Here is a 24,973-nt window from a genome sequence, read left to right as displayed (position 1 = left end):
AAAACTGCCGTCTTTTCCAAGAGGAGTTCCGACCATGAACAGGAGACTGAACAACACGTCGATTGCCGTACTCGCCACCACCGGATTCGAGCAGGTGGAGCTCACCGAGCCCGTCAAAGCCCTGCGCGACGAAGGGGCCACCGTGCACATCATCAGCCCCGAAGAAGGCCAGATCAAAGCCTGGGACCAGGACCAGTGGGGCACCCATATCAAGGTCGATGTGGCCGTCTCGGAGGCCCGCGCGGAGGACTATAATGGGCTGCTCATCCCGGGTGGCGTGATGAACCCCGATTTTCTGCGTCAGAATGAGGACGCGGTGCGTTTTGTGCGCGCCTTCTTTGAGCAGCATAAACCGGTGGCCTCGATCTGCCACGGGCCGTGGATGCTGGTCGAAGCCGATGTAGTGCGAGGCCGCAAACTCACCTCCTACCCATCAATTAAGACTGATCTGAAAAACGCCGGCGCCAACTGGGTCGACGAAGAGGTCGTCGTCGACGAGGGCCTCGTGACCAGCCGCAACCCCGGCGACCTCGACGCCTTCATCGCCAAAGCGATTGAAGAGTTCTGCGAAGGCAAACACGAGGAGCAAGGCGTTTCGGGTCAGGGATACGGCCGAGGGTCTGACGTTAGCCCGATGCAATAGCGGCCCCTGCAAGGTGCAACTCGAGCGCGTGCGCCTGCATCGCTGCCAGAGCTCCCAGAATGGGAGGAGCACGCCAAACACGGCTCCCCCCCGGACGAAGCAATGGCGCATCGCCAGCCTATCCCTCTCTCGGCAGGCAGACTTCAAACTCGAAGCTCCGGGGCTCGCGCCGCCTGGCGCAGATCTGAGGCGCTGGGCGCAGCCCTCTCCCAAGACATGTATGCGCTCAACGACAGAGTGTTCGTGCAGACCCTGGGTGCGTTGTGCTCAAGGCCGCTCGTCATTTACGCGAGATAATCCGTACGATGACAACTGCTACAACGACTGACGCCCCACCTCGACGTGTTTGCGCCTAACGCTCCCCTCGCACCGAGCCGCTGGCGCGATCGCCAATTGCTCGTTAAGCTCTCCTTTCTACGTCCACCCGAGGGAGATGAGCTATGATGAGTGCGCACGCGGAGCTCAAGAGCGTCACCGCCAGGGGGCTGACGATCCGCTACCGTGAGCTGGGCCAGGGGCCGCCGGTACTCTTGATCCATGGATGGCCGACCTCGTCCTTCGTCTGGCGAAACGTAATGCCTTACATCGGCGTATCCTGTCGCGCGGTGGCCATCGACCTGCCGGGGTTTGGGGGCTCAGATAAGCCCCTGAACCTCACATACGACATGGCGTTCTACGGCTCCGTCCTCGAAGAATTCTGCGATCTCGTCGGTATCGGTCCCACACTTAGCCTGGTCGTTCATGACATCGGAGGACCCATTGGGCTTCATTGGGCCATGGGGTCTTCCTACCGCCTGGAGCGACTGGCTGTGTTGAACACCCTCCTCTACCCCGATCTCTCGCTGATGGTCCGCGCCTTTCTTCTGGCCTGCCGCACTCCCGGCCTGAGTCGATTCCTGGCGACCCCCTGGTCCCTTCGGCAGACGCTTCGCTTTGGCGTCAGAAACCAAACATGCATCGATCAACGCGCCTGCGATGGGGTCTGCACGCCCTACCCCGATCGCCCCTCACGCAAAGCCCTGATGCGAACCCTCAACGACCTCGACACCGACGCTTTCTCCGACATCGTTGCCTGGCTGCCAGCGCTGAACATCCCGGTGCAGATCATCCACGGCGCCGGCGATCGCATTCTCCCAAAGATGGGCCAGACTGCGGCACGCCTTCTTCGAGACCTGCCCCAGGCTCGACTCCACACCTTCGAGCATTGCGGCCACTTTCTCCAAGAGGAAGCCCCCGATGAGGTGGGCGCACTTTTGTCGGCCTTCTTTAAACAGCCAACACCGTCCTCAGCAGCGGGGTAGTCCTTGGTAGTACCCAACTCAACCAGCTCCCCCTCAACAGCGCGAAAATGGCTTGGCCACGCGGGCCTCCACCTGTGCACGGGGGTACTGATCGGCGCATTCTGCGGCCGTGCCCTGGTGCGAGGCGGACGTGGCACCCACACACTCGGCGTCGGGGCAAAAGGGCAGGTCCAGATCGTGGATACTCCACAATTTCCATCGAACCGATGGTTTCGTCCCGGACGCACATTCCCTGTGCAGATTCGGCACGCAACGGCGCTTCGAGCGGACGAGGCCTCCAAAGATTTTCGGAGCATCGCTCTTAAGTTCTCCCATCACTCCCAGGAAAGCCCCTTTGACCTGATCATGAACACGGGCACCGTTCAGGGATTCTGGCACGCACCTAACTTTCTGCTCGGGGTGCTTGGTGGGGCCTTCGGTCAGCGAGGACGAAAGGCCTATATTCGCGCGCAGCCGCCGGCCTTTCAAAACGTCAATGACGGTATTCGGCGCGCGCCTTCCAGCTACGCGCGCCTTCATTATTACGCCGCTCTCTCATTTGATTTTCATGCCGATGACGGCCGACGGCGCCTGTGCCGCTTTCGCGTCATCCCCCTGGACGGCGGCGAGGAATCGGGCCTGCCCGATACACAGGACCGGCAGGAGCCCTGGAACGAACGCCGACGCCCCCAGGAGTGGAAGTCCCCCGACCACCTGCGCCGCGAGTACCACCAACGTCTCACCCAGCAGGGGAGCATCGAGTACCAGCTTCAGATCCAGATCCACGAATGTGCTCCGCAGGACACCCAGGCCATCTATAATATCGGCCGGGCCTGGCATCCGGAGACACACCCCTGGATGGATCTCGGCCGGCTCACGCTCACCGAGCCCCTCTCCTCCTCAACCACCGAGTCCCTGCGCTTTCGCGTCTCCCATCTCCCGCCTGCGTTAAGCCTCCCCGAGCCATTGAGCCCCATCGACTATCGGTCGATTGGCTGGATGCGAGCACGAATCTATCCCGTTGTTCAGTCCTGGCGCGCCCTGCTCCAGCGGACCCGCGTGTCACTTGGACTCGGAATGCCCGTGCAATGGGACCGCCCGAAACTCGCCGTCTGGAAGCGCTTTCGCACGCCACGCACTGCGACCTTTGCCATTCCCCTCTCATCCGCCAAACACCAGAAGGTCCAGGCGTTGCTGCGCTCCTCGCGCGAGCAATGGTATGAGACGCTGCCTGATATCACGACACTTCACTCCCTTCGCTTCTGCGTACTGGACGCCGATGACAGCGAAGCGCAGCCGATGCTCATGATCAATACGGTCTATGACGGTGAGCTTCGCGACCACCTCGATGAATTGATCTTTGATTCAAGCGAACTCTTCGGCGACGTCCTAAAAGCGGTCATCCGTGGCCCTTCTTCGAACCCACATCGGCTCCGAGAGTGGCTTTTGAAGACTTCGCTCAAAGAAAACGCCTTCTACGTCGGAGCCGTCGGCCAGACTCGTTCGGAGATCTTAGAGAATCAACGCCTGCGGCTGAGACTCCACGATGAGTTAAGCGCCCACGATGGTCTTCTGCGTTCGATGGACCCCGAAGCGATTCGCCAACACCTCCTCCGAGTGATTCTTGACGCAGCCCCCTACGAAGGACTGCCCCAGGCCCCCTCGGCTGCACTCAGCCTTTTGGCACGCGCTCGGGCCGGGCTCGACCTTGTGTACTCGCTGGCCAATCCCGTCTCCGGTCTTCTGGCGCGGGATATTCTACGCTGGGTCGGTCGCCGCCCGCTTCAAAAACGGGTCCTCCTTGGACTCGCGTTGATACCGTGGGGGCTATACACGGCGCTACCCACCCTTGTGATTCTCACGCTTATTCGACTCCTGGAGGCCAGGGAGCCAGATGCACAACCTGCGGAGCTCTCCCCCGAGCGACTGGCTCAGTTGGAAGCGAGCGAAGATCATCGCTTAATGAACAACCTCACCTTCCTCGCCCCGGTCAAGGGGAGCCGCCTTCGTCGCATGCTCCTTCGCATTATTCTCAACGGGGCCGAGCGTGGCAGTCGCCACCTCTGGGTGGACGGCGAATTGGCAGGCATCGATACCATTCATTTCGCCCGTTTTCTGAGCCTTGATGGCGGACGACGCCTCCTCTTTATGAGCGACTATGACGGTACCTGGAGACGTTATCTGGGCGATTTTCTCGGCCCGGGAAGTCGCGCTGTTGTCCCCATCTGGTCCAACCTCGCTGGCTGCCCTAAAACGCGCTGGCTCTTTAAAACGACCCCAGACTTCGCCTCGGCCTTCCTTCGCTTTACACGTGCTCAACAAATTGAGCCGCTCCTGTGGTTCTGCGCCTATCCCAACGTGAGCATGCCGAACAAGCTCAGCAACAAGGCGCTGCGAGATGGCCTCTTCCAGCCGTCAATGACCCGCGACGATGCGCAGCTATGGTTGGATCTTCTAAACCGCTAAAACGCCGTGAGGGACACCACGATGACCGAGTTGGATGTGGACGAGATTCAAACCTATATTCTCTCCGGCCTGAGCTATCTGCCGGCTTCATTGCTGACCTTGATTCGTTTCACAGGCGACCCGACGTCGACACTGCAAAAGGTGAGCGAACGCGTCAGCTTCGGGCTCCCCGAGAAGTCCAAAGGCGCCGTCACTCAAGTGGCGTTTACCGCGAAAGGGCTTGAAGCTCTGGGCTGTGCCCACCTTCCCGTAGACCCTCTGCACCGGCCCTTTACCGAGGGCATGACCGCCGCGGCTCGAAGTCGTGCGCTGGGCGATATCGATCAAAACTCGCCATCGCAATGGCGATTCAGTGATGCGACGAGTCACCTCGCGATCTGGACCTTCGCTCCTACTATCGCCCACGCCCAGGCCCAACTTAAAGACATCTTGGGAGACGACACCGCATGGTCTGTCGAGCACTCCATCGCCACCCTTGCACTTCCCGATCAACGCGAACATTTCGGCTTTCGCGACGGCATCACCTCTCATCGTCTTCCCTGGCCGGGCCAGGGAGACGCAAACGGGGCGGTGACCGGAGACTTCGTCTTCGGTTATCGCGACGCCCGAGGACAGAACGCTGACGGCCCAGATCTCGGCCGCGTCCAGGCACACGCCAACGGCACCTATCTGGTCATTCGCCAGTTGCAGCAGAACGTGCACGCCTTCTGGCGCATGTGGCTCAATGCAGCCCGGGGAGACAGCACGCTCGCCATCTGGCTTGCGTCCAAAGCCGTCGGTCGTTGGCCAAACGGAATGCCGATGAACGCGACAGCCCCTTGCCCGATGCCGCCAGCGTCGCCCTCCCTTGCTATCGACTCCTTTGATGACGATCCGCTGGGCCATCGCTGCCCTCTTGGTGCCCATATTCGTCGCTCCAATCCCCGGGACGAAAGCAGTCATCACAACAACACTGCTCAACATCGCATCGCTCGCCGAGGACGCGTCTACGGGCCGGCTGCTCCCTCCCAGGCATTTCCGGCAGATCTCAGCATTGAACCCAACGAGCTCGGACGATGTGAATCTCAGGAGCGAGGTCTGCTCTTTGCGTGTTTAAACTCCGACATCTCGCGGCAATTTGAGTTCATTCAACAAACCTGGCTCAACAACCCGAAGTTTCGTGGCCTTCACGACGAGATCGACCCCATCACCGGCGGGGGCATCCAAAGTATGGTCACCGAAAGGTTCACCATTCCGGCGCGCCCCTTCCGCATTCGGGTTCCCTGGGCCTCGTGCGTTAAAGTTCGCGGCGGAGGGTATTTTTGGATGCCCTCACGTACCGATCTTCACATGCTCAGCACACTGCCCCAAAATGCCCAATCGACAACGCGGACGGAGCACGCCAGCGTGCGTGAAGTCGTATAAGACGTCGAGGCACTGCGTGCGCAGCCCCCCGGTGATGCGGGAGACACGGAGTTTGTGTGGCGCCGTCGACAACCGTCGCAATATCGCGGCCATCGAGAAACACCATACCAATGCGTTCGCCAATCCACGGCTCACCACCGCGCCATCCCATCCAGGAATCGGGACGTCCGTTATAGAAATATAGAACTGATACCATCACCAAACCTGCCCCCACACCGACCCGGATTACAGCCACGAATAGCCTTATGAAAACCATTGCTCTGCTCACGCTCATCTGCGCCAGCGCAGCCTGCGTGACCCAACCGGTCCTCAGCGATGAAGGAAGCGCCATTCGACTGATGACCAACGCCGAGCCCGACTGCCCGGAAGTGGGTCACGTCACCACAAATAACCACTGGTTCCGTGAGCCCAACGACGTCAACGTCTACCTGCGCAATGAAGCTGCGACCAACTACGATGCCAACGTCGTGCTTCGAGACACGCTGGTCTTGGAAGACAACCTCTACAGCGGCACGGGGAGAGTGTTTCGATGTGAGGATGTTGAGGACGAGCGCTGAACCTTTTGACCGGGTGCCGCGACTTTTTCCGGAAGGCAGGTGGCGTCGTTGAGGTGTGCGCCCACTCCCCCTCGGTCCATGCCTCGTGTGCTCACGACGCCTGCCACCGACCCCTCGTACGCTGCGCACGCGCCACCGAAACGAGCCGATCGCCAGCCCGTCGAGCACCGGCAATATTTCGTGACGCAGACCCCAACTCCAACTCTGCGCCCCCCTGTACATGCGTCGCAAAAACCACAGTCGCTGGCCGAGCCGCCGAGGATCTTCGATGGCCGTCGTGTCGTCACTTACGCCACTTAGTTCTCGTGCCTCTGCAACCTGAACTCAAACACACAGGGCTCCCGTCGCCGCGTGCAGATGTTCACCGACGAGGGCCTGGCGCCGATCACCTCCGAGAGAAACTGCACCTCCAGCCGGCACGGGGCGCGGCTGGCCTGGGCCGCCGCCGGAAGGGGGCAGTTGCACTCGCAGACGCGCACGTGTTCCGTGCCGCTCCCGTCCACCTCACGCTCAATCCGCGGCATAAAGTCGCTACGCGTGAGCACCGCCTCCAACGCCCGCAACCTCTCGACAAGCGGCGAGCTCCGAAAGTCCGAGGCCTGAAGCTCCTCTAAGACATCCATCGCTCGATCCGCCCAGACCTCGGCGAAATACCCTTCCACGAGCTCACCGGCGCCCTGCCCCTTCAGGTACTTGAGCAGCCCGGAGAGCATCGCCGCGTCGCTGCTCGGAAAAAGGGCCGCCCCCTGCTCGGTGAGCGAGAACGCAACTGGCGGCCGCCCCGGCCCCTCGTGTTCCAGCGACGTACGTTCCACCGCACCATCCCGCTCCAGGCGCACCAGATGCGCCCGCACCGCCGTCTTGGAGAGCCCCGTCTCCTCCACCAGCGCGTCGATCGTCGTGGCCCGGTGCTGGCGCAACACATCCAGAACGACTCGCCGCGAATCGCTCAACCCCTCCGTGCTCATCGCTCACCCTCGTTCGCATCCGCTGGCAGATAACGCGAGAACGCCTCCGCGATGCGGCTGGCCGCTGCAAACACCTGCTCGGCGTCGTCAGGCTCGTAGATGCCCTCAACCACCTCCGAGAAGAGCGAGAGCCAACGCTGATAGTGGTGGCGCTCCACCTCCTCCATCGACCAGTGCAACACCGGCGGCGCCCCACGCTCCGACATCGTAAAGGTGGGCTCGGAGCGCAAGACCGCGCGCCAGAAGAGCACCATCCGCTCCAGATGTTCGGGCCAACTGTCGATGCGACGCTCAAAGATCGGCCCCAGCTCCTCATCGTCGCGCACCTGCGCGTAGAAGGTGTGCACCATCAGGTTGATGTCGGCGATGGAAAAGCGCTCGCGGCGCTCTTCAACTTTGGGAGTAACGGGTCGTAGCATGGTCCACACCTGCACATGGGTTTTCAGACGAACGCCTGCAGCCGATCTGGCTCTCAACGAAGCGATGCACTCCCCCCTTGCCCAGACTAGTCTCGAATTTAATCTATACAAGTAGATTCTATTAACGCATCGCGCAAAGGAGCCTCCATGAGCAGCCTGAACTCCCCCGAAAACGGACACTTCATCGACCTCAACACACTCGCCGCCGACCTGCGTTCCGACGAAAACTACCAGCGCAAAGGTCAGCTCGCGCGCACCCTCGTACACACCCCGGATCTTCGCGTGGTCATTATCGCCCTGGCCGCCGACCGCACCATCGCTGAGCACCACGCCAGCGCCACGGTGACCGTCCACTGCCTGAGCGGCAGACTGCGCCTGCAACTCCCCGATCGCCAGGTGGAGCTTCTCGCAGGCAACCTTCTGGCCCTGGGCAAAGACCTCCCCCATGACGTGCACGCGCTTGAGGACGGCGTGTTTGTGCTGACCCTGGGCACGACCTGAGCAACCCTCCAGACGACGCACCCTCGATAATCAATATTATGACAACTAACTCACCAACCTGACACCGCTGCTCGTCGTCGACCATCAGATGTAGGTCAAGCACGACATTCACACGCAACTCGTAACCCCCGTAAGCATGTGGAAGAGAATCCCGAGCGCGAGCCAGGTGCAGGCTGACGTGAACAAGCGATTGCACCTGGCATCGACGGTCGAGCATCACGCCGCCGGACTCAGAGCGGAGAAACCAGAAACGCCTCCTGACGCAGCGGGCTTGGAGTCTGCGGTGCCGCACCGGCTCGCGCATCAAAAAGCCTCGCCTCGATCAACCAGCGACCATCGCTCATTCGACCCAGACCGCGCGGAACAACCTGCGTCGGCAGCGCCAGATCAAACCCGAAGTCCTCGACCGACCAGGCGCTCCAGTCCTCGCTCGCGCTCATGACCGTGCCATCGTCCAGGAGCGCGTAGAAGGTCTGGCTATCTTCATCGTAGTACACACTGACCACCTGCTCGTCGGCCGCAGCGCTCGGCACGACCTCCCAGGAGACCGTGTTGGCCGCTGGCGAGAAGCCGGAGAGGTCGGAACGAACCAGCACATTCGTTTGCGGAAAATAGACGAGCACTTCACCCTCACGCTCCGCATAGGTCAGAGGTCGGATATCAGGCGCGAGCCCACCCCCGAGCTGTCCGTTCGGAAGATCTCCGACGAGCTCGATGAACGTTCCATCGAGCGTGATCGCGTGCACCCCGCTAAGGCCGGCCGAATTCGCCGGGCTGCTAAACACCAGGAAAAACGTGCCGCTTGAAGCGTGCACCCGGATAGGCTCTCGCAACTGCCCTGCAACGGTCGGCACTGCGACAGGCTCCCCAAACGTTGCGCCCCGGTCGCTGCTCATCGCGTAGGCGCCCACGCCACCGACGCTTCCGGTCGCGATCATCACATCGCCGGCCTGCTCCACGGCCGACATGCCAATCGGCAACGACGTGACCTCCTGGGCGTACTCCGCACGCATCTCAGGGGGCTGCTCGATCCGATTCCATCCCGTCTGGAGGAGAAGACGCGACGGAAAACCACGGTTTTCGCGCACCCGCCAGATCCCGCTGCCATCTTCCACAGGACGCGAGAAGGACCAGCGGTCCTGAGTCGAGGGTTCCACCGGCAGAACACGCTCGTCCAGGGGAATCATAAAGCGTCCGTTGGGGCCGAGCGCGCGCAGCTCTCCGAGCTCGCGGGCGATGATCGTCGGCTGTCCGGGCTGGCGATACTGCAGAGCCACCGGCTGCCAGCGCGAGCCGTCACTTAAACCCGTACCATGCTCAAAGAACATCTCGCGACTGTAGTCGCCACTCACCAGCCGGGCGCTGTCCTGGTAGGTCTCCGAAGCGCCCTCAGCATACGCATAGTAATGTCCTTCATCGTCATGCATGTCCTGCGAGAGCACCCAGCGCCGATGACCTTCGGTCTGAAACTCGAACTCGGTGAGCGACCCGAGATCGAGCGCGTTGAGTCCCTGACCAAGCGCGACCCGGCCCGTGGGAACATCGTCAAAGGGGGTCTGCACCTGCGTGGTGCGATGGAGCCAGAACTCGCGTTGAGACGCGCTATCGCCGGCGTCCGTGCGAACCATCAGCGGCCCCTCCGGGGGCATCGCCGCGTCCATCACAAACGCAATGCGGCGATCGGTCCACTCCGTGATCGCCGACTGCGGGACCGCCATGTCCCCGATGAATAACTCCCCGCTCTGACCAAAGCGCACGCCAAAGACCTCCACGGTCGATCCGGGATACGCCGCAGCACGCGAGGTATGCAGGATGCGCGGCGCGTCGCCTGCATAACCCGCATCGCTCCCCACGCCCACGATGCCGAGCACGCGGGCGTGCGTGAAGTCGTAAGGGACATCCAGGCACTGCGTGCGCAGGCCCTCGGAGATCCGAGAAACGCAGAGCTTGCGCGGCACCGTCGTCCCCTCGTCGACAACCGTCGCAAAGTCGCGGCCATCGGGCGACACCATGCCAATGCGCTCGCCAAGCCACGGCTCGCCACCGCGCCATCCAATCCAGGAGTCGGGACGCCCGTTGATGTCGATATCGATGGCAACGAGCGTGTCGCCATTACCAAACGACATGACCAGGCCCGGCATCAGATGCGGCGGAATCTGATTCAACCTCTCACCGGGATCCGGCAGGCCACCGCCAGCGATGGTCGTGCGCCCCAGAGTCGAGGTCCGAAATCCGCGCGAGGTCCCGTCGCGACGGATCCCCACCAGCGCCCCTTCCACGGGAGTCGCCCGCAGCACGTTGGTGATGAGATCGGACTCAATGACATACGAGACAATCCCGTAAAAGACCTCTTCCCCATCCGGCGAAGTCCCCAGATGCGTGAAGCGCCGTCCCTCCCCGTCGGTGAACCAGGGCATCAACGCCTCCGCCAATGGCCAGGTTTCAGATGCGCCGCTGGACGCCCCGGACACTTCGACGCCAGTGGAGATCACGCTGCCGTCGGCAGGCGCACCGAGATTCTCCTCGACCTTATAAAGCGTCACGAACCCTGCGGCCTCTTCAACGATGTACTTGCCGTGAACACCGGGCGGAAAGTTCGCAAACGAGCCCTCCGGCAATGCCGGGACGGTGCTGGCGCCAACCTCGGGTAGGGGCACTGGCTGCGCGCCGTGAGCGACGACGGTTCCGTTTTGAAGCAGCTGCCCATCGGAAGTTGGAAAGCCAAAGGCCCCCGAGGCGATGATCTGGTCGTCGCGGCGCAGCGTGTAATTCGTCTGACAGACAACGTCATGGCTGCCGGGAACCACCGTCGCGTAGCGAACTCGCAGCGGGTCAAGGTCCGGGCAGGGATAGAGGATCTCCTGATCGGGATCGATGAAACCGTCATCAAACACGAGCCTTCGCCCATCGGGGGTCCAGCGCAGAGTCCATTGCGACATGATGTTTCGCGTCTGCGCGAACTTCTTTTCCTCCACCAGCATAGGACCACTTCCGTTGACGACGACGCGCGCAATCGTGATTCCGAAGTCATCGACATAAGCCACCCGCGAGCTGTCCGGCGAGATGGCGACGCCGGCCGCCGAGCGCGTCGCGTACATCGGCGACATCTTCCCGGTGGAGGGGTCCAACAGCGCGATATGCTCACTTGCTGAATTGTAGGAGAGCAGCAACAGCCCGTCGATCGGCGTCGTTTGCACTGACGTGACGACGTCTTCGGCATCTGAAGGGTCACCTGAGCAGCCTGAGATGACGCTCGCCGACACACCCGCAATGATGAGAGCCGAGCAGAACGATCGACACACACTCGACCAGATCATGAACTACCTTTTGCGACGAAGGGGGCCTCCGACATGTCGGAGAAGCACCGGAGAAAAAACAAAGCGCCGCGTGAGCGACCTGAGGTGAAAAAACGTAACGCAACGTACCTACCTTTCATCCCGAATACAACAAGCAGGGGCATCTTCGCACTCACGTCGGCCACACACGGAACCTTCCCTCCCATCACGCTGGTGTTGGAAGACAACCTCTACAGCGGCACGGGGAGAGTGTTTCGATGTGAGGATGTTGAGGACAAGAGCTGAATCGTTTGAATGCGTGCCGCGACTTTTTCCGGAAGGCAGGTGGCGTCGTTGAGGTGTGCACCCGCAAACTCCCCCCTCAGCCCATAGCTCGTGGGCTCACGACGCCTGCCACCGCCCCGTCGTACGCTGCGCACGCGCCACCGAAACGAGCCGATCGCCAGCCCGCCGAGCACCGGCAATATTTCGTGACGCAGGCCCCAACTCCAATTCCGCCAGGGGGCCGCAGACATGAACCCTTGGATGCCAGCGAAGCGAGGCATCGACGATGGGATAGCCGCAGTCCGCGCAGGGTAACGATGCCGAAGTAATCAGCTCATCGAGCATCGCTCCGCCGGGTCGCTCCGACCGGAAACCGGTTGCCAGAAGCACCCGCTGCACCTCAAGCGACTCGCCGGTCGTGAGTCGAAGTTTGAGCGCCCGATCCTCGGAGACGAGCCCTTCGACTTCGCCCTCCATCCCCGCGTGGCTGCGAATCGTCTCCACGTTGCTCGCCGCAATGCCATCTCCCAAACCCGTGCCACGCAACATACGCATGCCGTCGGCGCCCGGGGTCACGCAGCCTGGAACCGCCTCCAACGTGGCGCCGTCGGTTCGCACGATCGTGGAGGTGAACGCGCCTCCACACCCCGGCGAGAGCAAGAGGGAAACGATCAGCAGGATGTGTCGCAGGCCGCTCATAAACGCTCTCCTCATGATGAACTCTTCTGGCGTGCCAGCCGGATGTGTTTGGCGCACCATGACACGATAGCAAACGTCGGTGCTGGCCTCATACACCCACGCCAGCTCACGTGCGGGCTGTGACGTACATGCCCTCCGGTGCATGCGATCCCCCCTTTCATCCAGATCCCTCCGGCCTCACATCGAACTCAGACACCGCATCCACACGCAATCTTGAAAATCCGTGACCATGTGGAAGAGGAGTCCGACCGCGACGATGCGCAGCGGGCGAAAGAAGCATCCCACCGCATACACGGCGATCGCCGGATACGAATGCAGCGGATGAAATCCGATCCCACACCGATCGGGCACAAACACATCGGGCCACGCGAAGAGGTGGTCGAGGTCGACGAGCATCGTCGCCAGCATGATCAGCCACGCCTTCTTCCACTGCTTCCGAAAGACGATCCAGGCGATAAGCCCGGGCGCGAGTAGATGCAGGCTATAATGCACCATCGACTGAACAAGGGGGAGATACTCGACCATCACGACCAACCTGAGCGCCATTCATCGCGCGAGAAGTAGCGTCTCGAGACGCATCCTACGAAAGATAGCCGGCCGACAACACTTGCGGTGCCCTCCCCCCGGGCCGCGAGGTCGTGGCCTGAGCCACCCGGGCTTCGTCGGAGCCTGGCACGCTCCTGTGTGCTGGCGGTAGCTTAACGTCTCCGCCCTAACCTCGCATCGGGTTTCGGTCGTTTACGCCGCACCCTGTGTCGTCGCGCCCCCATCAGGCTCGCGTTGCCCGAAGTCTGTCGTGACCAGATAGTCGATCCAGCGCGTAAGACTCGTCTCGACATCCGGCAGCGTGATGCCAACGCGGGCAGCAAGTTCGGCGACGGGCGCCGCGTCATAACGATCGTCGCTGATGAACGTGAGCGCCTCCGGGTGAACGCCCGAGAGCGCCATCGGCAGACAACGCAAGATGCCGACCGGCACCGAAAAACGCGGGGCGGTGGCCCCCATCTGGCGAGCGGCAAGGGCAACAAGCTCGCGCAAGTTCGGGGTGTGCTCGTCGAGAACCACCACATGCCCTCCGAGCGAACCGGCGTCGTCGGGCACCCTGGCCAGCAACGCCCCCAGGGTGTCGACGGGGATGACCGGGAGCCAGGTGTGACGATTTCCCGGAAGCGCCGGGAGTTTTCCGGCGTGCAGGCGCTGCAACGTCTCCGCCAGACCGAGATACTGCGTGGTCTCACCGCTGCGACTATCACCGATCACTACGGCAGGGCTGATGCGGGTCAGCGGCACATCAAAAGCCGCAGCAGCCTCGGCGACGCGGTAATGCGCCTCGACCTTGGAGCCCTCATAAGGACCATGCGCCCGGTAGAAGCGCGCCAGCGCCCGGGCATCATGCACATCCAACTCGCGCGCCTCCCGGCCTTCGGTGCGGTAGCCGCTGAGGTGGACCAGACGCTGAAGGCGCTCACTCGACGCAAGGAGCTCCACCAGGCGCACCGATGCATCCACATTGTCGCGACGCGTGACCTCCAGCGGCATTCCAAAATCAAACCGTGCCGCCAGATGGTAGACCGCCTCCGCGCGCATCAGCCACGCTCGCCCCGACTCATTGAGCCCGAGGTCGGGGTGGCTTAAGTCGAAGGGGGTCGCATGCAGCTTGCTGCCATCGCCGCCACGCGCGTCGACCCACGCCCGCAGCTTCGGCAAACGATCTTCGGGGTTTCGAATCAGCGCACACACCTCCACTCCGTTGGAGGTCAGCTCCAGCATCAGCCAGCGGCCAATAAAGCCGGTGGCACCCGTGACGAGAGCGACACTAAAATGTAGACCGGTCATCATATTTACACTCCTAAAAAGGGGCCCTGAAGCGGGCCCGTTGGTGAAACGCGTGAGTCCACGCGCATCGGGTATCTGCCGTGAAGATCAGTCGGAAAGCAGCGCGGGAAGCCTCGTCCGAAGATCACAAAGAATGCTGGCGTCGCCATACGCCCGACTAAGAACAAGCCCTCCCTCGATCGCGCAGATCACGGCGCGAGCGCGCTGGCGCGCGTCGTCCTCGGGCATGCCCTCCGCGCTCAGGCGCCTGGCCAGGATGCCGCTCCAGCGCTCAAAGACCGCACGCGCGGCCTCTCGCAGCCGCTCCGAGGTGTTGGCCATCTCAAACGCGATCGCCCCCACCGGACAGCCGGTCTGGCAGCCGGTGGCCTCGCACTGGCTGGCGAGCACATCCACCATCTGCTGCGCCGCCTCGACCACATCGCCGGCGCCATCGAGCACCTCCTCCAACATCATCCCGAAGTCCTCGCCATGGCGGGTCACAACCTCCTCGGCGAGCTCTTCTTTGCCGTCGGGAAAATGAAAATACATCGAGCCACGCGGTGTGCCGCTCTCACTGAGAATCTGCTTCAACCCCGTTGCGGCGTACCCCTGCGCCTGGAAAAGACGTGTCGCCGTCTCGATCATCTTCTCGCGTGTGTCGTCGCCTTTGCTCATCTTCGCCTCAACAAGTGCGTCCGTTCGAGCTGACCGGGCAAAAAGTAGACCGGTCGTCATAACAAGTCAACCCGCTTCACACCAACATGTTCCCCATCTCAACGAAGTCGGCGTCCCCCTACCCACACTCATCCGGCACGAAGGTACCCCGCAAGCTGCCCGCGCAAGGTAATCGAATCTCTTGCCGCTTGCTCGTGAACTCGGGAAGGAATGGCCGTCCCACAACGTCACATCCGAGTTCGCCAGTCCGATGGCTCCAATGCGCCACGCGCTACGCAACCTTCTCCCCACCTCAGCCGAAGCGCGTAGCGTCACATCCGAGTTCGCCAGTCCGATGGCTCCAATGCGCCACGCGCTACGCAACCTTCTCCCCACCTCAGCCGAAGCGCGTAGCGTGACATACGCTTGTCGCTTGAGTACGTTGGCATCGCACTCCAGATTGCTCCGCACCATGACGACGCCTGGTTTATGTTCTAAATCTAAAAACGATTGGCGTCGTGCTGCGCCCCCCTAAGCCGCGAATCAAATACACTTTTGAAACAGGCCTCCTTTCATGGCGCGATATCCTAAAAACCGTCGACGCACGCTATGCGTGTCACCCACCTCAACGCGCTCCTGGATGGCGGTGGCGTTGCTTATGATCGCGCTCCTCGGTGCGAGCTGTGGCGAGGATCCACAGACCTCGCCCCCCTGCCCTGACGGTGCTGGTTGCGAGAATGAAGATGCTGGCCTGGACGCAGAGCACGACGCGACTTCCGATGCCGGTGGCGACGTCGACGTCGACGACGAGGATGTGCTCGACTGCGGTCCCGACGAATACCTGGCCGATGACGGCTCGGAGTGCCTCCCCATCCCGGAATGCGATTCCGGGGAATACGCAGGTGATAATGACGAATGCCTCCCTATCACCGACTGTGCTCCTGGCGAGTACATAAGCGTTGCGGCCAACGCCACGAGCGACCGTGAGTGCGCCGCGTGTTCGAGCGGCACATTCAGCACCGAGACCAATGCAGCAACCTGCACGGATTGGACGGTGTGCGTGGCTGGCGAGTTTGTGGTCTCGGCAGGCAGCCCCACAAGCGATCGCGAATGCGCGCCTTGCGAAGAGGGGACGTCGACCTCGGGTCCCAACCAGACGGTGTGCCTTGAGCCTGACGTCTGCCCCGCCGGAACGGTCCAATCTGCGTCTTCATCCACTGACTGCGACGCCTGCGCGTCGGGTCAATACTGCGCCGGCGGCGAGGCCCCGATCACGCACTGCGGCGCCGGGGCTGACACCTGGGATCACGACGCCAACCCTGCCACGGAGTGTGTCGCGCGCACCTCATGCACCGCCACCCAATACGCCGACGATGAGGGTGATGCGACACATGACCGCGTGTGCACCGCCCTGAGTGTCTGCGCCTCCAACGAATTTGAATCAACGCCGCCGACGCCGACCAGCGACCGTGAATGCACGGCGCTCACCGTGTGCACCTCAGACGAGTACCAGTCGACAGCCCCCACTCCCACCAGCGACCGCGAATGCACACCTCTCACGGTCTGCTCGCCCGGCGAGAGTGAGTCCACACCGCCGACCCCGACGAGCGACCGCGAGTGCACCTCAACCTTTCGCCCGCACGTGAGCGCCGGGGCGTCCCACACCTGTATGGTCAACGACAACCACCAGGTGATCTGCTGGGGGCAACCCAACGCCAACAATGACTACGGTCAAACTACCGTGCCCGGCTCCCTCGGTACGGTGACCCGGGTGAACTCCGGGTACAACTCGACGTGCGCGCTCAACACAGATGGTCAGGTGAGCTGTTGGGGAATGAACAACTATGGCCAATGCGATGTGCCCGCAGCTCTTGACGAGGTCGTGCAGGTCAGCGCCGGCAGAGACCACAGCTGTGCGCTCGATGAAGATGGCCTGGTGACGTGCTGGGGTCGCGACAACTACGACCAGAGCACCGTGCCCGCTTCTCTCTCGGCGGTGAAGCACGTCAGCGCAGGTACCCGCCATACCTGCGCGCTCAAAAGGGATGGCACCGTCGCCTGCTGGGGAGATAACGACGAAGGCCAGCTGGCGGTACCGAGCAGCCTTAGCGACGTTGTGCAACTTTACGCCGGAGATTTCCATACCTGCGCCGTCGACGCACAGGGGGCGGTAAGTTGCTGGGGGTACAATGGCTATGGCGAGTCCGACGTCCCCTCTCCGCTTGCCGCAGTGGTGCAGGTCAGCGCGGGGACGTTCCACACCTGTGCGCTCCACGACACGGGCACCGTGACCTGCTGGGGCCGCGATGATGATGACCAGATCACCGACACTCCCGCAGCCCCCGCAACCTTTGCCCAGATCAGCGTCGGGCACCGTCACTCCTGTGCGATCAACAACGCCGGAGAGGTGACCTGCTGGGGTGACAACGGCTACCTGCAGAGCACGCCTCCTTGAGAGGTTAAGCGAAACTACGGGGGCGCATGCTCGCGCCCTTGCCTTCCACTCTCAACGGTCCACCCTGATAAGCTCTCCTCGGAAGGCGATGGCCTCAGAGGCCATCTTTCCCAATCCGATGTTTCGGACTCTCAGCCTCAAGCGCCTCTTTCGCCGCCGCTTCGCGTCGCTCGCTGTAGCGGTCCACCAGAAAGTCACGGCGGTCACGCGTCAGGAGCGTGAACTTGTAGAGTTCCTCCATCACGTCGACGACGCGATCGCGATATGCGGAATCTTTCATGCGCCCGTCCTCATGAAACTCCTGATAGGCCTTGGGCACCGAAGACTGGTTGGGAATGGTCAGCATCCGCATCCAGCGGCCCAGCACGCGAAGCGTGTTCACCACATTAAAGGACTGCGAGCCACCGCTAACCTGCATCACCGCCAGCGTGCGCCCCTGGGTCGGTCGCACCGCACCGATGGAGAGCGGGATCCAGTCGATTTGATTTTTGAACACACCGGTGATCGTACCGTGCATCTCCGGGCACGACCACACCTGCCCCTCCGACCACATCGAAAGCTCGCGAAGCTCCTGCACTTTGGGGTGCTCCTCGAACCCGGGCGCTTTCACGGGAAGACCTCTCGGGTCAAAGAAGCGCACCTCACAGCCAAGATCGGTGAGGATTCGACCGGCTTCTTCAGCCAGAAGACGGCTGTAGGAACGCTCGCGCAGCGACCCGTAGAGCATCAGGATTTTGGGAGGATCGGTGCGAATCGACTGCTCCGAAAGCTCCGGTGTGGCCAGGGGTGGCGGGTTGCCATCACGATAACTCATCACGCCTCCGCAAGTACGAGAGGTTCTTGATCCGCCGGCATCTCCCCGAGCTCCGCATCGGTGAGCCGCGCGTAAATCTCAATGAGATTGCCCCCTGGATCTTTGAGCCAGAGCTCATGCAAGGGCGTGCCGCGCCAGGTGGTTCGCGCAGGTTTATGAATCGTCCAACCCGCGTTGCGCGCGCGATGGTGAGCGTCGATGACCGCCTGCCGAGAGCCCACATCCACGCCCAGATGGTAAAGCGTATCCTGATGAAGCTCTTTTCCATCGGAGACGAGCAACACAAAGTTCGTGCGCAGGGCCTCACTCACAAAGGTCACGTAGCGATGCGTCCAGGCCTTTGGTGTCACCCCCAGAAGCCACGCGTAAAAGCGCGCACCTGCAGCGAGATCCGGAACCCGGATACTGGCGTGAAACTCCTGCGGCTCAAGCCCCTCCCCCACCTCCCGCAACGCTGCCAGAACTTCGAGACGCCTCCGAATCTGATCGCGGGCGGTGCGGAAATGCGACAAACGCTCGTCGTCGCTCAGATCTTCGTTCTTGCGGTCAGGATCCTGAAGCGGCCAGTGCATCCGCGCGGCATTTGACAGAAAGACCGGGCAGACCTCCTCGGCGCAGAGCGTGATCACAAGATCCACGCTCTGAGGGTCGATGGTGTCCACCGACTTGGAGCTGTGGTCAGTAAGATCAATCTCCAGCTCGGCCATCGCTTTGACGGCAAAGGGGTTCACGCTGGATGGCGCGGAGCCCGCCGATTGTACGCGCACCGCGTCGCCAAAGATCCCGCGGGCCAGCCCCTCGGCCATTTGCGAGCGCGCGGAGTTAGCGACGCAGAGAAAGAGAACGCTATCGAAGTGAAGTCCACTCATTGAAAAGCTCTCAGGCTGAAGCCGTGGCCGGAAACCACTGCTTGGTGCGGTTGGCAAAAGCGACGAGCGAAAGCATCACGGGCACCTCAATCAGCACACCCACCACCGTGGCCAACGCAGCCGCAGACGTGAGTCCAAACAGGCTGATCGCCACAGCGACCGCGAGCTCAAAAAAGTTCGACGTGCCGATCATCGCCGCCGGCGCCGCCACGTTGAAAGGAAGTTTGAGCACCCGCGCCATCCCGTAAGCGATGGCGAAGATCCCGTAGCTCTGAATCAGGAGCGGCACAGCGATGAGCACCACCAGCAGCGGACGTGCGATGATCGTCTCGGCCTGGAAGCCGAAGAGCAGCACGACGGTCAGGAGCAACCCCAGAATGGAAGTGGGTTTGAGCCGGTGTGCCAGCCCCTCGACCCGCTCACGTGTGAGCGCGCGCTGCGTCACAATGCCCGCCGCCAGCGGCACCACAATGAAGAGAAGTACCGAGATTAAGAGCGTGCCCCAGGGCACTGTGATGTCGGTGACGCCCAGCAAAAGCCCGGCGATCGGCGCAAACGCAAACACCATGATGATGTCGTTCACAGAGACCTGCACCAGCGTGTAATTGGCATCCCCATTGGTGAGATGACTCCACACAAAGACCATCGCCGTACACGGCGCAACCCCCAGCAAAATCATGCCCGCAATGATCTGCGAGGCATCATCGGCCGGCACCATGCCCGCGAACACGACCTTGAAGAAGAGCACGCCCAGCGCGGCCATCGTAAAGGGTTTGATCAGCCAGTTGACCGTCAGCGTTAGCGCCAACCCCTTTGGCTTCTTGCCCACATCCTTCAAACACGAGGGCTCCACCTTAAGCATCATCGGGTAGATCATCAGCCAGATGAGCAGCGCTACGACCAGATTCACCCGAAAGATCTCCAATTGAGAGATCAGCTCGAACCCTCCCGGAAAGAGCAAGCCAAGCCCCACACCGGCAGCGATGGCCAACGCGACCCAGATGGACAAAAAACGCTCAAAGATTCCCATGATGTCCTGCGTAGTTTGTAGACCGTGAGCGGTCGTTACCACCGCGTCAATGCAACCGTGGATGTTTCCTCACCGACACCATCGCCCATCGTCGAATTACGATTTTCGATCCGTAGCTTTATGACGATCTGGCACCGAACCCGGTATCCCTTGCAGCTCAGCCCAACCCCTCAATCAATGCCCGGAGCAACGCAATCGCTCCTTCATCGACGCAATAACAGACTCGCGGCCCGTCCACTTCGCCGCGGATAAGCCCGGCTTCTTTAAGCTGCTTCAGATGCTGCGACACCGTCGACTGGGCCAGCGGAAGCTCCTCGACAATCTCGCCGCAAATGCACGCGTCGCGCCGTAAGAGCAGACGGATGATCGCCACCCGAGCCGGATGCCCCAGCGCTTTGGCCAGGCGAGCGAGCTGCGCGTTTGCGGCATCTTCATCGCGCAGAGGCTCGCTGGAGGTTTGGGAGGGTGGGCAGCATTCTGAGGCGTATCGTGTCATAGAGGGCTCTCTGAAGAACTAGACCTTATCGCAATTAAACGATAGATCTCTACTCGTCAACGCACACACTATTGAAGACGTTCCGTGAATGAGTGATACGATTGCACGACTGCCGAATACGTCGAGACAACTCGGGGGAATGTGGGGAGGGAGTGCAGCGCCACGCGGAATCTCTTCGTTGCGTTCAGCAAGACACCGCCACTGAACTCCATGAAGCGCGTTCCATAAGCTCACACGGCCTCCGTTGGTACCTTCCTTAGGTCATCATCTTCACCGCAGCGCTCGCGTGACATGCCAGCCTAGCCCCTCCAGAGCACTCCTCCTTGATAGGTTCATCGGCGGCGTCACCACCTCCGAGGCGCGAACTCGATCGTAGGTCTAGCGAAGATTGGTCCCGGGCACCGCGTCGCACAACGCCGCCAACACCTCAAGACGCTCCCGAATCTGCTCTCGGGCGACGCGGAAGTGCTGCAACCTCTCCTCGTCGCTCAGATCTTCGTCTTTGCGGTCCGGGTCCTGAAGCGGCCAGTGCAACCGCTGCGAGTTGCTGTGAAATACCGGGCAGACCTCCTCGGCGCAGAGCGTGATCACAAGGTCAACGCTCTCCGGATCGATGGCGTCCACCGACTTTGAAGCATGGCTTCCAAGATCGATGCCGAGCTCCGCCATCGCCTTCACAGCAAAGGGGTTGACCCGGGAGGGCTCCGAGCCGGCCGACTGCACGCGCAGGTCGTCGCCAAAGATCTGGCGCGCCAGCCCCTCGGCCATCTGGGAGCGCGCGGAGTTGGCCACGCAGAGAAAGAGAATGCTCTTGAAGGGTAGTCCAGACATAAGGCGACCTATACGCGGAGGCGGTGGCCGGGAACCACGCCCGGGTGCGGTTGGCAAACGCGACGAGTGAGAGCATGACCGGGACCTCGATGAGCACCCCCACCACCGTGGCTAGCGCCGCGACCGAGGAGAGCCCGAAGATGCTGATCGCCACGGCGACGGCGAGCTCGAAGAAGTTGGAGGTGCCGATCATCGCGGCGGGTGCCGCCACGTTGAAGGGAAGTCTGAGCACCCGGGCCATGCCGTACGTGATGGCAAAGATCCCGTAGCTCTGAACCAGGAGCGGCGGCGCGGTGGCGACGGTGGTCCGCGACCGCGAGGGGCGGGTGCCGGGGCTCGTGTGGGCCGTGAGCGCCGACGACCTCGAGCGCCTCGACCGCTGCGAGGGGCACCCCTTCGCCTACCGCCGCAAGCGCCTGCTGGTCGACACCGGCGAGGCACGTCGGCGCCGGGTCCACGTCTACGTGAAGGACGACGCCGAGCAGGCGCTGCCCACCGAGGCGTACCTCGGCGTGATCTGGCGGGCCTACCGGCGGCACGGCTTCGACGAGCACGGGCTCTCGCTGGCCCTGGGAGGTGAGCGATGATGGAGACGCGCGCGAGGGTCTTCGTCTACGGCACGCTCCGCGCCGGCGAGCCCAACCACTACCTGCTCGACCACCACGACCTCGTCGCTCGCGCGCGGACCGAGGCCGCGTTCGAGCTCGTGAGCCTGGGCGCGTTCCCGGCGATGATCGCTGGCGGGACGACAGCAGTGGTCGGTGAGGTCTACGAGATCGACCCGGTCACCCTCGCCGCGCTCGACCGCCTCGAAGGCCACCCGCGCTTCTACCAGCGCACGGCCATCCGGCTCGAGGGCGGCGACGAGGTCCTGGCCTACCTGCTCTCGCCGGAGCAGGCCCGAGGGCGAACCCGCATCCCCAGCGTCGACTGGACGGACGCAGACCGAAGGAGAACTGGAGATGAGGATCCGAATGATGGCAGACGGGCGCGTGCTCGAGGGCACCGCCAAGCAGATCGCCGAGGCCATGCACGCGCTGGCCTTCGGGCAGGAGAACCGCACGCTCCCGGAGTACATCGACTGGGCGGTCGATCAGGCTCGGCGCATGAACGAGATCGACATGCAGGTCGAGGGAGACACCGACGACGAGAAGGCGAAGTCGCTCGTGCGGGCGATGCTGGAGGCGGGGCTCGCCGAGCGGCTGTGAGCCCTGATCTATCAACGGTCGGCGCCCGTTAGCGCAGCCTCTCAGACGTCGGCCCGCCACGCGACCTCCACGACGAGGCGGCGTCGGGCTTCCTCGGTGAACGTGCCATGCAGGACATGGACGCCGAAGACCAAACTGTCGCGCTCGTGCACATCGAGGTAGCCCAGGGCGAGCTCGTTGGTCGCGTCCAACGCCCAGTCCCGGACCCGGTCCAGGTTCGGGGGGCCTCCCCACGCGGTCCGGAAGCCAAGGTCGTCGATGGCGGCGACGACGCCCACGATACGAACACCGCTCTCGTAGGCGTAGAGGGTGATCTGGTGCGCCCGCTCGCCCCGAGGGACAACCACCCGAGCCTTGTGCTCGGAGAGCCACTCGACCCCGCCGTTCCCAACCGCCGACAGCGCGGCCTCCCAAAAAGGCCGGGCGTCTTCCCGTGCCCTTGGTGACGCTCCGTCGAGCGCCTCGACCAGGCGCGCGATCGCGTCCTCGTCGAGCCCTTCGGCGGGCGTGGGCGCGAGCAGCCTCGTGAACGTCTCCACCCGACAGCTGCGCCCGACAAGGCGGCGGCGTGCTCCTCCGCTGAACCCGGATTCGGTCGGCCACGGCGGGCTGGACATCGTCAGGATGTAGCGCTCCAACGCGGCGTCGAAGGACCACGCGAGCTCATGCTGCCGCCCCTCCGCGAAGAGCGTCGCAACGCGGACCGGCTTGAGGTCTCCCGGGGCAATACGCCAGCCGGCGTCTCGCAGCGCCGTGACCAGCGCCCCGTACCAGCCCTCATAGTGCCTCCCCGGGGCGCAGGTCCGCGAGGACTCGAGGTGCCTCGCCGGGGCGCAGGCCCGCGAGGACTTCGAGAACGACTGGGACCCCGCCACCACGATCTGAAAGAGCAACCTCTTCAAAGGAGATTCGGGCGATGGCATCGACAGACTGGACCTTCCTCAACGACGGGCTCGACATCGCCACGGTGGACCGTGGCGTGACGGCCAACGTCGCGCGCCCGCCGGGCGGCGGCAGCTTTCTCGCGTGGTCGATCCCGGCGAAAACGCGTAAGCGATTCGCCGTCGCGCTCAAGCAGCGGCGAAGAACATCCCGGTCGTTCGGCGGGGCAAGAAACGAGATCAGTAGGGTGTCGGGCTATGTCCAGCGCCGGAGCTCACGCACCCCTCGACCGGTCTTGTCGCGCAGCAGGGTCCGGAGCGTGACCCCCTCCTGGTACCCGACGATCTCGGCAATCTCGTCCACGCTTTGATCCGTGGTGCGGAGCAGGTGAATCGCCTGCTCGACCCGCAAGTCCCGCACATAGGCGATGGGCGTGCGGCCGAGAACTTTACGAAGGCGTCGTTGGAGCGTTCGTTCGGTGGTGCCGACCGCCCGCGCAGCCTCGGTCATTGAGAAGTCGCGGAGGTTCTCGCGTGTCCAGCGCTCGAATCGCTCGACCACCGGGTCGGAGTGGGAGAGGTGATCGAGGAGCGCGTACGACATCTGGGACGGTCGGTCGTCAACGAGAAGGTAGCGGCCTACGAGGTGCGCCAACGACGGGCTGTGCTGCCGGACCAGGTAGAGCGCGAGATCGACATGGGCGAGCGCGGCGCCCGCGGTCAGGCAGTGGCCGTCTTCCACGACCATTCTGGTTTCGTCGAGCGTGACCGCAGGAAAACGCACCCGGAAGTCGGCGGAGAGCCACCAGGTAGTCGTTGCGGCACGCCCGCGAAGCATGCCCGTCGCGGCCAGAACGTAGGTACCCGTGCACGCGGCGGCGAGCCTGGCCCCGCGCTTTGAGGCTTTGACCAGGGCGGCGATCGCATCCCGAACGTCCGGGCGCTTCAGTGCGGCGTCCAACGTCTCCGGGGTCTTGCTTCCGAGGGCGGGGACGAGCACCCAGTCGAAACCCTGATCCGCGTCAAATCGTACGGTTGGAATCTCCATCCCCAGTGCAGTTCGAACGCGTTTTCGCACCGAGATGACCTCGATAACGAACGGCGGCCGCTTGCCCTGGAGCGGGGCGAGCTCGTTTGCCATCGTGAGGGTGTCGAGCACTGAGGAGAGGCCGGTGTCGAACATCCCGTCGAGAACCATGATCGCGATACGCATGTCGCAAACAATACCTTTATTGTCGATTATGGCAATAGTCTTTTCGGTTGGAACGCGTATGTTTCGCTTAGTCGCAGCCACGGTGGCTGCGACGACCTACCCAAGGAGAGAACCGATGCTTACCCACGCCCTCGTTGTGAAAATTGTCGCCAAGGAAGACCGTGCAGAAGACGTGGCCGCGTTTCTGGCCGGCGCGCTTCCCATGGC

Annotated in this window: 24 protein-coding genes and 2 pseudogenes (1 of these 26 running past the window's edge); 11 read left to right on the top strand and 15 right to left on the bottom strand. The window is 62.6% G+C overall.

Going from position 1 to position 24,973, the window contains the following annotated elements; genetic code table 11:
- The first annotated feature begins 34 nt into the window (after positions 1-34).
- The 5 genes from FRC96_RS05720 (at position 35) to FRC96_RS05700 (ending at position 6,350) form a co-directional block, all read left to right on the top strand.
- Positions 35-643, top strand: a complete 609-nt coding sequence (locus tag FRC96_RS05720; protein ID WP_146973547.1) for a type 1 glutamine amidotransferase domain-containing protein — start codon at positions 35-37, stop codon at positions 641-643.
- A 440-nt stretch (positions 644-1,083) separates the two neighbouring features.
- Entirely contained in the window at positions 1,084-1,944 is an 861-nt protein-coding gene (locus FRC96_RS05715; protein ID WP_146973546.1) for an alpha/beta fold hydrolase, read from the top strand.
- Between the two features lie 345 nt (positions 1,945-2,289).
- Positions 2,290-4,389, top strand: a complete 2,100-nt coding sequence (locus FRC96_RS05710; protein ID WP_146973545.1) for a catalase — start codon at positions 2,290-2,292, stop codon at positions 4,387-4,389.
- A 21-nt stretch (positions 4,390-4,410) separates the two neighbouring features.
- Positions 4,411-5,793, top strand: coding sequence for a Dyp-type peroxidase (locus FRC96_RS05705; protein ID WP_146973544.1), 1,383 nt, complete (start codon positions 4,411-4,413; stop codon positions 5,791-5,793).
- Positions 5,794-6,038: 245 nt separating this feature from the next.
- A complete protein-coding gene (locus tag FRC96_RS05700; protein ID WP_146973543.1) occupies positions 6,039-6,350 on the top strand; it encodes a hypothetical protein in 312 nt (103 codons plus the stop codon).
- Between the two features lie 296 nt (positions 6,351-6,646).
- On the opposite strand, the gene FRC96_RS05695 is transcribed toward FRC96_RS05700, so the two are convergent.
- Together FRC96_RS05695 and FRC96_RS05690 are read right to left on the bottom strand one after the other, a co-directional pair.
- Positions 6,647-7,318 (bottom strand): helix-turn-helix transcriptional regulator, encoded by a 672-nt coding sequence (locus FRC96_RS05695; protein ID WP_146973542.1) that lies wholly within the window; start codon positions 7,316-7,318, stop codon positions 6,647-6,649.
- Complete coding sequence (locus FRC96_RS05690) at positions 7,315-7,737, bottom strand: group III truncated hemoglobin (RefSeq protein WP_146973541.1); 423 nt, start codon at positions 7,735-7,737, stop codon at positions 7,315-7,317. The genes FRC96_RS05695 and FRC96_RS05690 overlap by 4 nt, the downstream gene beginning before the upstream one ends.
- A 147-nt stretch (positions 7,738-7,884) precedes the next feature.
- On the opposite strand from FRC96_RS05690, the gene FRC96_RS05685 reads away from it, so the two are divergent.
- On the top strand, positions 7,885-8,238 hold the full coding sequence (locus FRC96_RS05685) for a hypothetical protein (RefSeq protein WP_230469917.1): 354 nt from the start codon (positions 7,885-7,887) through the stop codon (positions 8,236-8,238).
- Between the two features lie 230 nt (positions 8,239-8,468).
- Here FRC96_RS05685 and FRC96_RS05680 read toward each other — a convergent pair whose 3' ends face one another.
- The 5 genes from FRC96_RS05680 to FRC96_RS05660 all read right to left on the bottom strand — a co-directional run bounded on the left by FRC96_RS05680 (position 8,469) and on the right by FRC96_RS05660 (position 14,990).
- Positions 8,469-11,435 (bottom strand): hypothetical protein, encoded by a 2,967-nt coding sequence (locus FRC96_RS05680; protein WP_146973540.1) that lies wholly within the window; start codon positions 11,433-11,435, stop codon positions 8,469-8,471.
- Positions 11,436-11,915: 480 nt separating this feature from the next.
- The gene (locus FRC96_RS05675; protein WP_146973539.1) at positions 11,916-12,497 is read right to left on the bottom strand and encodes a hypothetical protein; all 582 of its coding nucleotides are present in this window, start codon (positions 12,495-12,497) and stop codon (positions 11,916-11,918) included.
- A 177-nt stretch (positions 12,498-12,674) separates the two neighbouring features.
- The gene (locus FRC96_RS05670) at positions 12,675-13,022 is read right to left on the bottom strand and encodes a DUF6122 family protein (RefSeq protein WP_230469916.1); all 348 of its coding nucleotides are present in this window, start codon (positions 13,020-13,022) and stop codon (positions 12,675-12,677) included.
- A 213-nt stretch (positions 13,023-13,235) separates the two neighbouring features.
- Complete coding sequence (locus FRC96_RS05665; protein ID WP_146973537.1) at positions 13,236-14,336, bottom strand: SDR family oxidoreductase; 1,101 nt, start codon at positions 14,334-14,336, stop codon at positions 13,236-13,238.
- 84 nt (positions 14,337-14,420) lie between these two features.
- Positions 14,421-14,990 (bottom strand): TetR/AcrR family transcriptional regulator, encoded by a 570-nt coding sequence (locus tag FRC96_RS05660; RefSeq protein ID WP_230469915.1) that lies wholly within the window; start codon positions 14,988-14,990, stop codon positions 14,421-14,423.
- 637 nt (positions 14,991-15,627) lie between these two features.
- Between FRC96_RS05660 and FRC96_RS05655 the strand changes: the two genes are divergently transcribed.
- Positions 15,628-17,424 (top strand): hypothetical protein, encoded by a 1,797-nt coding sequence (locus FRC96_RS05655; protein WP_230469914.1) that lies wholly within the window; start codon positions 15,628-15,630, stop codon positions 17,422-17,424.
- A 94-nt stretch (positions 17,425-17,518) separates the two neighbouring features.
- Here the strand turns inward: FRC96_RS05655 and arsH are convergent, their stop codons facing one another.
- From arsH to FRC96_RS22730, 6 genes and pseudogenes are all read right to left on the bottom strand, one after another.
- Positions 17,519-18,238, bottom strand: coding sequence for an arsenical resistance protein ArsH (gene arsH, locus FRC96_RS05650; protein WP_146973534.1), 720 nt, complete (start codon positions 18,236-18,238; stop codon positions 17,519-17,521).
- Positions 18,238-19,107 carry a VOC family protein gene (locus tag FRC96_RS05645; protein WP_146973533.1) on the bottom strand — a complete coding sequence of 290 codons (870 nt, stop codon included), beginning with the start codon at positions 19,105-19,107 and terminating at the stop codon, positions 18,238-18,240. Before FRC96_RS05645 ends, arsH begins: the two co-directional genes overlap by 1 nt.
- Before the next feature lie 10 nt (positions 19,108-19,117).
- Complete coding sequence (gene arsB, locus FRC96_RS05640) at positions 19,118-20,137, bottom strand: ACR3 family arsenite efflux transporter (protein WP_146973532.1); 1,020 nt, start codon at positions 20,135-20,137, stop codon at positions 19,118-19,120.
- A gap of 157 nt (positions 20,138-20,294) precedes the next feature.
- Complete coding sequence (locus FRC96_RS05635) at positions 20,295-20,633, bottom strand: ArsR/SmtB family transcription factor (RefSeq protein WP_146973531.1); 339 nt, start codon at positions 20,631-20,633, stop codon at positions 20,295-20,297.
- 378 nt (positions 20,634-21,011) lie between these two features.
- On the bottom strand, positions 21,012-21,464 hold the full coding sequence (locus FRC96_RS05630) for an arsenate reductase ArsC (RefSeq protein WP_146973530.1): 453 nt from the start codon (positions 21,462-21,464) through the stop codon (positions 21,012-21,014).
- 22 nt (positions 21,465-21,486) lie between these two features.
- Positions 21,487-21,765 (bottom strand): annotated as a pseudogene (locus FRC96_RS22730) (arsenic resistance protein); the annotation flags it as partial.
- Position 21,766: 1 nt separating this feature from the next.
- On the opposite strand from FRC96_RS22730, the gene FRC96_RS05620 reads away from it, so the two are divergent.
- The 3 genes and pseudogenes from FRC96_RS05620 to FRC96_RS05610 all read left to right on the top strand — a co-directional run bounded on the left by FRC96_RS05620 (position 21,767) and on the right by FRC96_RS05610 (position 22,672).
- Positions 21,767-22,051, top strand: a complete 285-nt coding sequence (locus FRC96_RS05620; protein ID WP_434006973.1) for a gamma-glutamylcyclotransferase family protein — start codon at positions 21,767-21,769, stop codon at positions 22,049-22,051.
- A pseudogene (locus FRC96_RS22725) lies at positions 22,048-22,413 on the top strand (gamma-glutamylcyclotransferase family protein); the annotation flags it as partial. The gene FRC96_RS05620 and the pseudogene FRC96_RS22725, both read left to right, overlap by 4 nt.
- A gap of 13 nt (positions 22,414-22,426) precedes the next feature.
- The gene (locus FRC96_RS05610) at positions 22,427-22,672 is read left to right on the top strand and encodes a hypothetical protein (RefSeq protein ID WP_146973528.1); all 246 of its coding nucleotides are present in this window, start codon (positions 22,427-22,429) and stop codon (positions 22,670-22,672) included.
- Between the two features lie 41 nt (positions 22,673-22,713).
- Here FRC96_RS05610 and FRC96_RS05605 read toward each other — a convergent pair whose 3' ends face one another.
- Both FRC96_RS05605 and FRC96_RS05595 read right to left on the bottom strand, forming a co-directional pair.
- A complete protein-coding gene (locus FRC96_RS05605; protein ID WP_146973527.1) occupies positions 22,714-23,574 on the bottom strand; it encodes a hypothetical protein in 861 nt (286 codons plus the stop codon).
- A gap of 235 nt (positions 23,575-23,809) precedes the next feature.
- The gene (locus FRC96_RS05595; protein ID WP_146973525.1) at positions 23,810-24,766 is read right to left on the bottom strand and encodes a GlxA family transcriptional regulator; all 957 of its coding nucleotides are present in this window, start codon (positions 24,764-24,766) and stop codon (positions 23,810-23,812) included.
- A gap of 115 nt (positions 24,767-24,881) precedes the next feature.
- On the opposite strand from FRC96_RS05595, the gene FRC96_RS05590 reads away from it, so the two are divergent.
- Positions 24,882-24,973, top strand: partial view of a putative quinol monooxygenase gene (locus FRC96_RS05590; RefSeq protein ID WP_146973524.1) — the 5' portion only. It continues 211 nt past the right edge of the window; 92 of the gene's 303 nt are visible here — the first part of the coding sequence; its start codon is at positions 24,882-24,884; its stop codon lies beyond the right edge, outside the window.

Origin of the sequence: Lujinxingia vulgaris, from assembly GCF_007997005.1 — a bacterium.
GTDB lineage: Bacteria > Myxococcota_A > Bradymonadia > Bradymonadales > Bradymonadaceae > Lujinxingia.
Note: the sequence above shows the minus strand (reverse complement) of the source record. Positions and strands in the feature narration are given on the sequence as shown.

Excerpts from the sequence above, each read along its gene's own strand:
- FRC96_RS05720 (WP_146973547.1), top strand. The coding sequence starts at position 35 with ATGAACAGGAGACTGAACAACACGTCGATTGCCGTACTCGCCACCACC.
- FRC96_RS05715 (WP_146973546.1), top strand. The coding sequence starts at position 1,084 with ATGATGAGTGCGCACGCGGAGCTCAAGAGCGTCACCGCCAGGGGGCTG.
- FRC96_RS05710 (WP_146973545.1), top strand. The coding sequence starts at position 2,290 with ATGAACACGGGCACCGTTCAGGGATTCTGGCACGCACCTAACTTTCTG.
- FRC96_RS05705 (WP_146973544.1), top strand. The coding sequence starts at position 4,411 with ATGACCGAGTTGGATGTGGACGAGATTCAAACCTATATTCTCTCCGGC.
- FRC96_RS05700 (WP_146973543.1), top strand. The coding sequence starts at position 6,039 with ATGAAAACCATTGCTCTGCTCACGCTCATCTGCGCCAGCGCAGCCTGC.
- FRC96_RS05695 (WP_146973542.1), bottom strand. The coding sequence starts at position 7,318 with ATGAGCACGGAGGGGTTGAGCGATTCGCGGCGAGTCGTTCTGGATGTG.
- FRC96_RS05690 (WP_146973541.1), bottom strand. The coding sequence starts at position 7,737 with ATGCTACGACCCGTTACTCCCAAAGTTGAAGAGCGCCGCGAGCGCTTT.
- FRC96_RS05685 (WP_230469917.1), top strand. The coding sequence starts at position 7,885 with ATGAGCAGCCTGAACTCCCCCGAAAACGGACACTTCATCGACCTCAAC.
- FRC96_RS05675 (WP_146973539.1), bottom strand. The coding sequence starts at position 12,497 with ATGAGCGGCCTGCGACACATCCTGCTGATCGTTTCCCTCTTGCTCTCG.
- FRC96_RS05670 (WP_230469916.1), bottom strand. The coding sequence starts at position 13,022 with ATGGTCGAGTATCTCCCCCTTGTTCAGTCGATGGTGCATTATAGCCTG.
- FRC96_RS05665 (WP_146973537.1), bottom strand. The coding sequence starts at position 14,336 with ATGATGACCGGTCTACATTTTAGTGTCGCTCTCGTCACGGGTGCCACC.
- FRC96_RS05660 (WP_230469915.1), bottom strand. The coding sequence starts at position 14,990 with ATGAGCAAAGGCGACGACACACGCGAGAAGATGATCGAGACGGCGACA.
- FRC96_RS05655 (WP_230469914.1), top strand. The coding sequence starts at position 15,628 with ATGATCGCGCTCCTCGGTGCGAGCTGTGGCGAGGATCCACAGACCTCG.
- arsH (WP_146973534.1), bottom strand. The coding sequence starts at position 18,238 with ATGAGTTATCGTGATGGCAACCCGCCACCCCTGGCCACACCGGAGCTT.
- FRC96_RS05645 (WP_146973533.1), bottom strand. The coding sequence starts at position 19,107 with ATGAGTGGACTTCACTTCGATAGCGTTCTCTTTCTCTGCGTCGCTAAC.
- arsB (WP_146973532.1), bottom strand. The coding sequence starts at position 20,137 with ATGGGAATCTTTGAGCGTTTTTTGTCCATCTGGGTCGCGTTGGCCATC.
- FRC96_RS05635 (WP_146973531.1), bottom strand. The coding sequence starts at position 20,633 with ATGACACGATACGCCTCAGAATGCTGCCCACCCTCCCAAACCTCCAGC.
- FRC96_RS05630 (WP_146973530.1), bottom strand. The coding sequence starts at position 21,464 with ATGTCTGGACTACCCTTCAAGAGCATTCTCTTTCTCTGCGTGGCCAAC.
- FRC96_RS05610 (WP_146973528.1), top strand. The coding sequence starts at position 22,427 with ATGAGGATCCGAATGATGGCAGACGGGCGCGTGCTCGAGGGCACCGCC.
- FRC96_RS05595 (WP_146973525.1), bottom strand. The coding sequence starts at position 24,766 with ATGCGTATCGCGATCATGGTTCTCGACGGGATGTTCGACACCGGCCTC.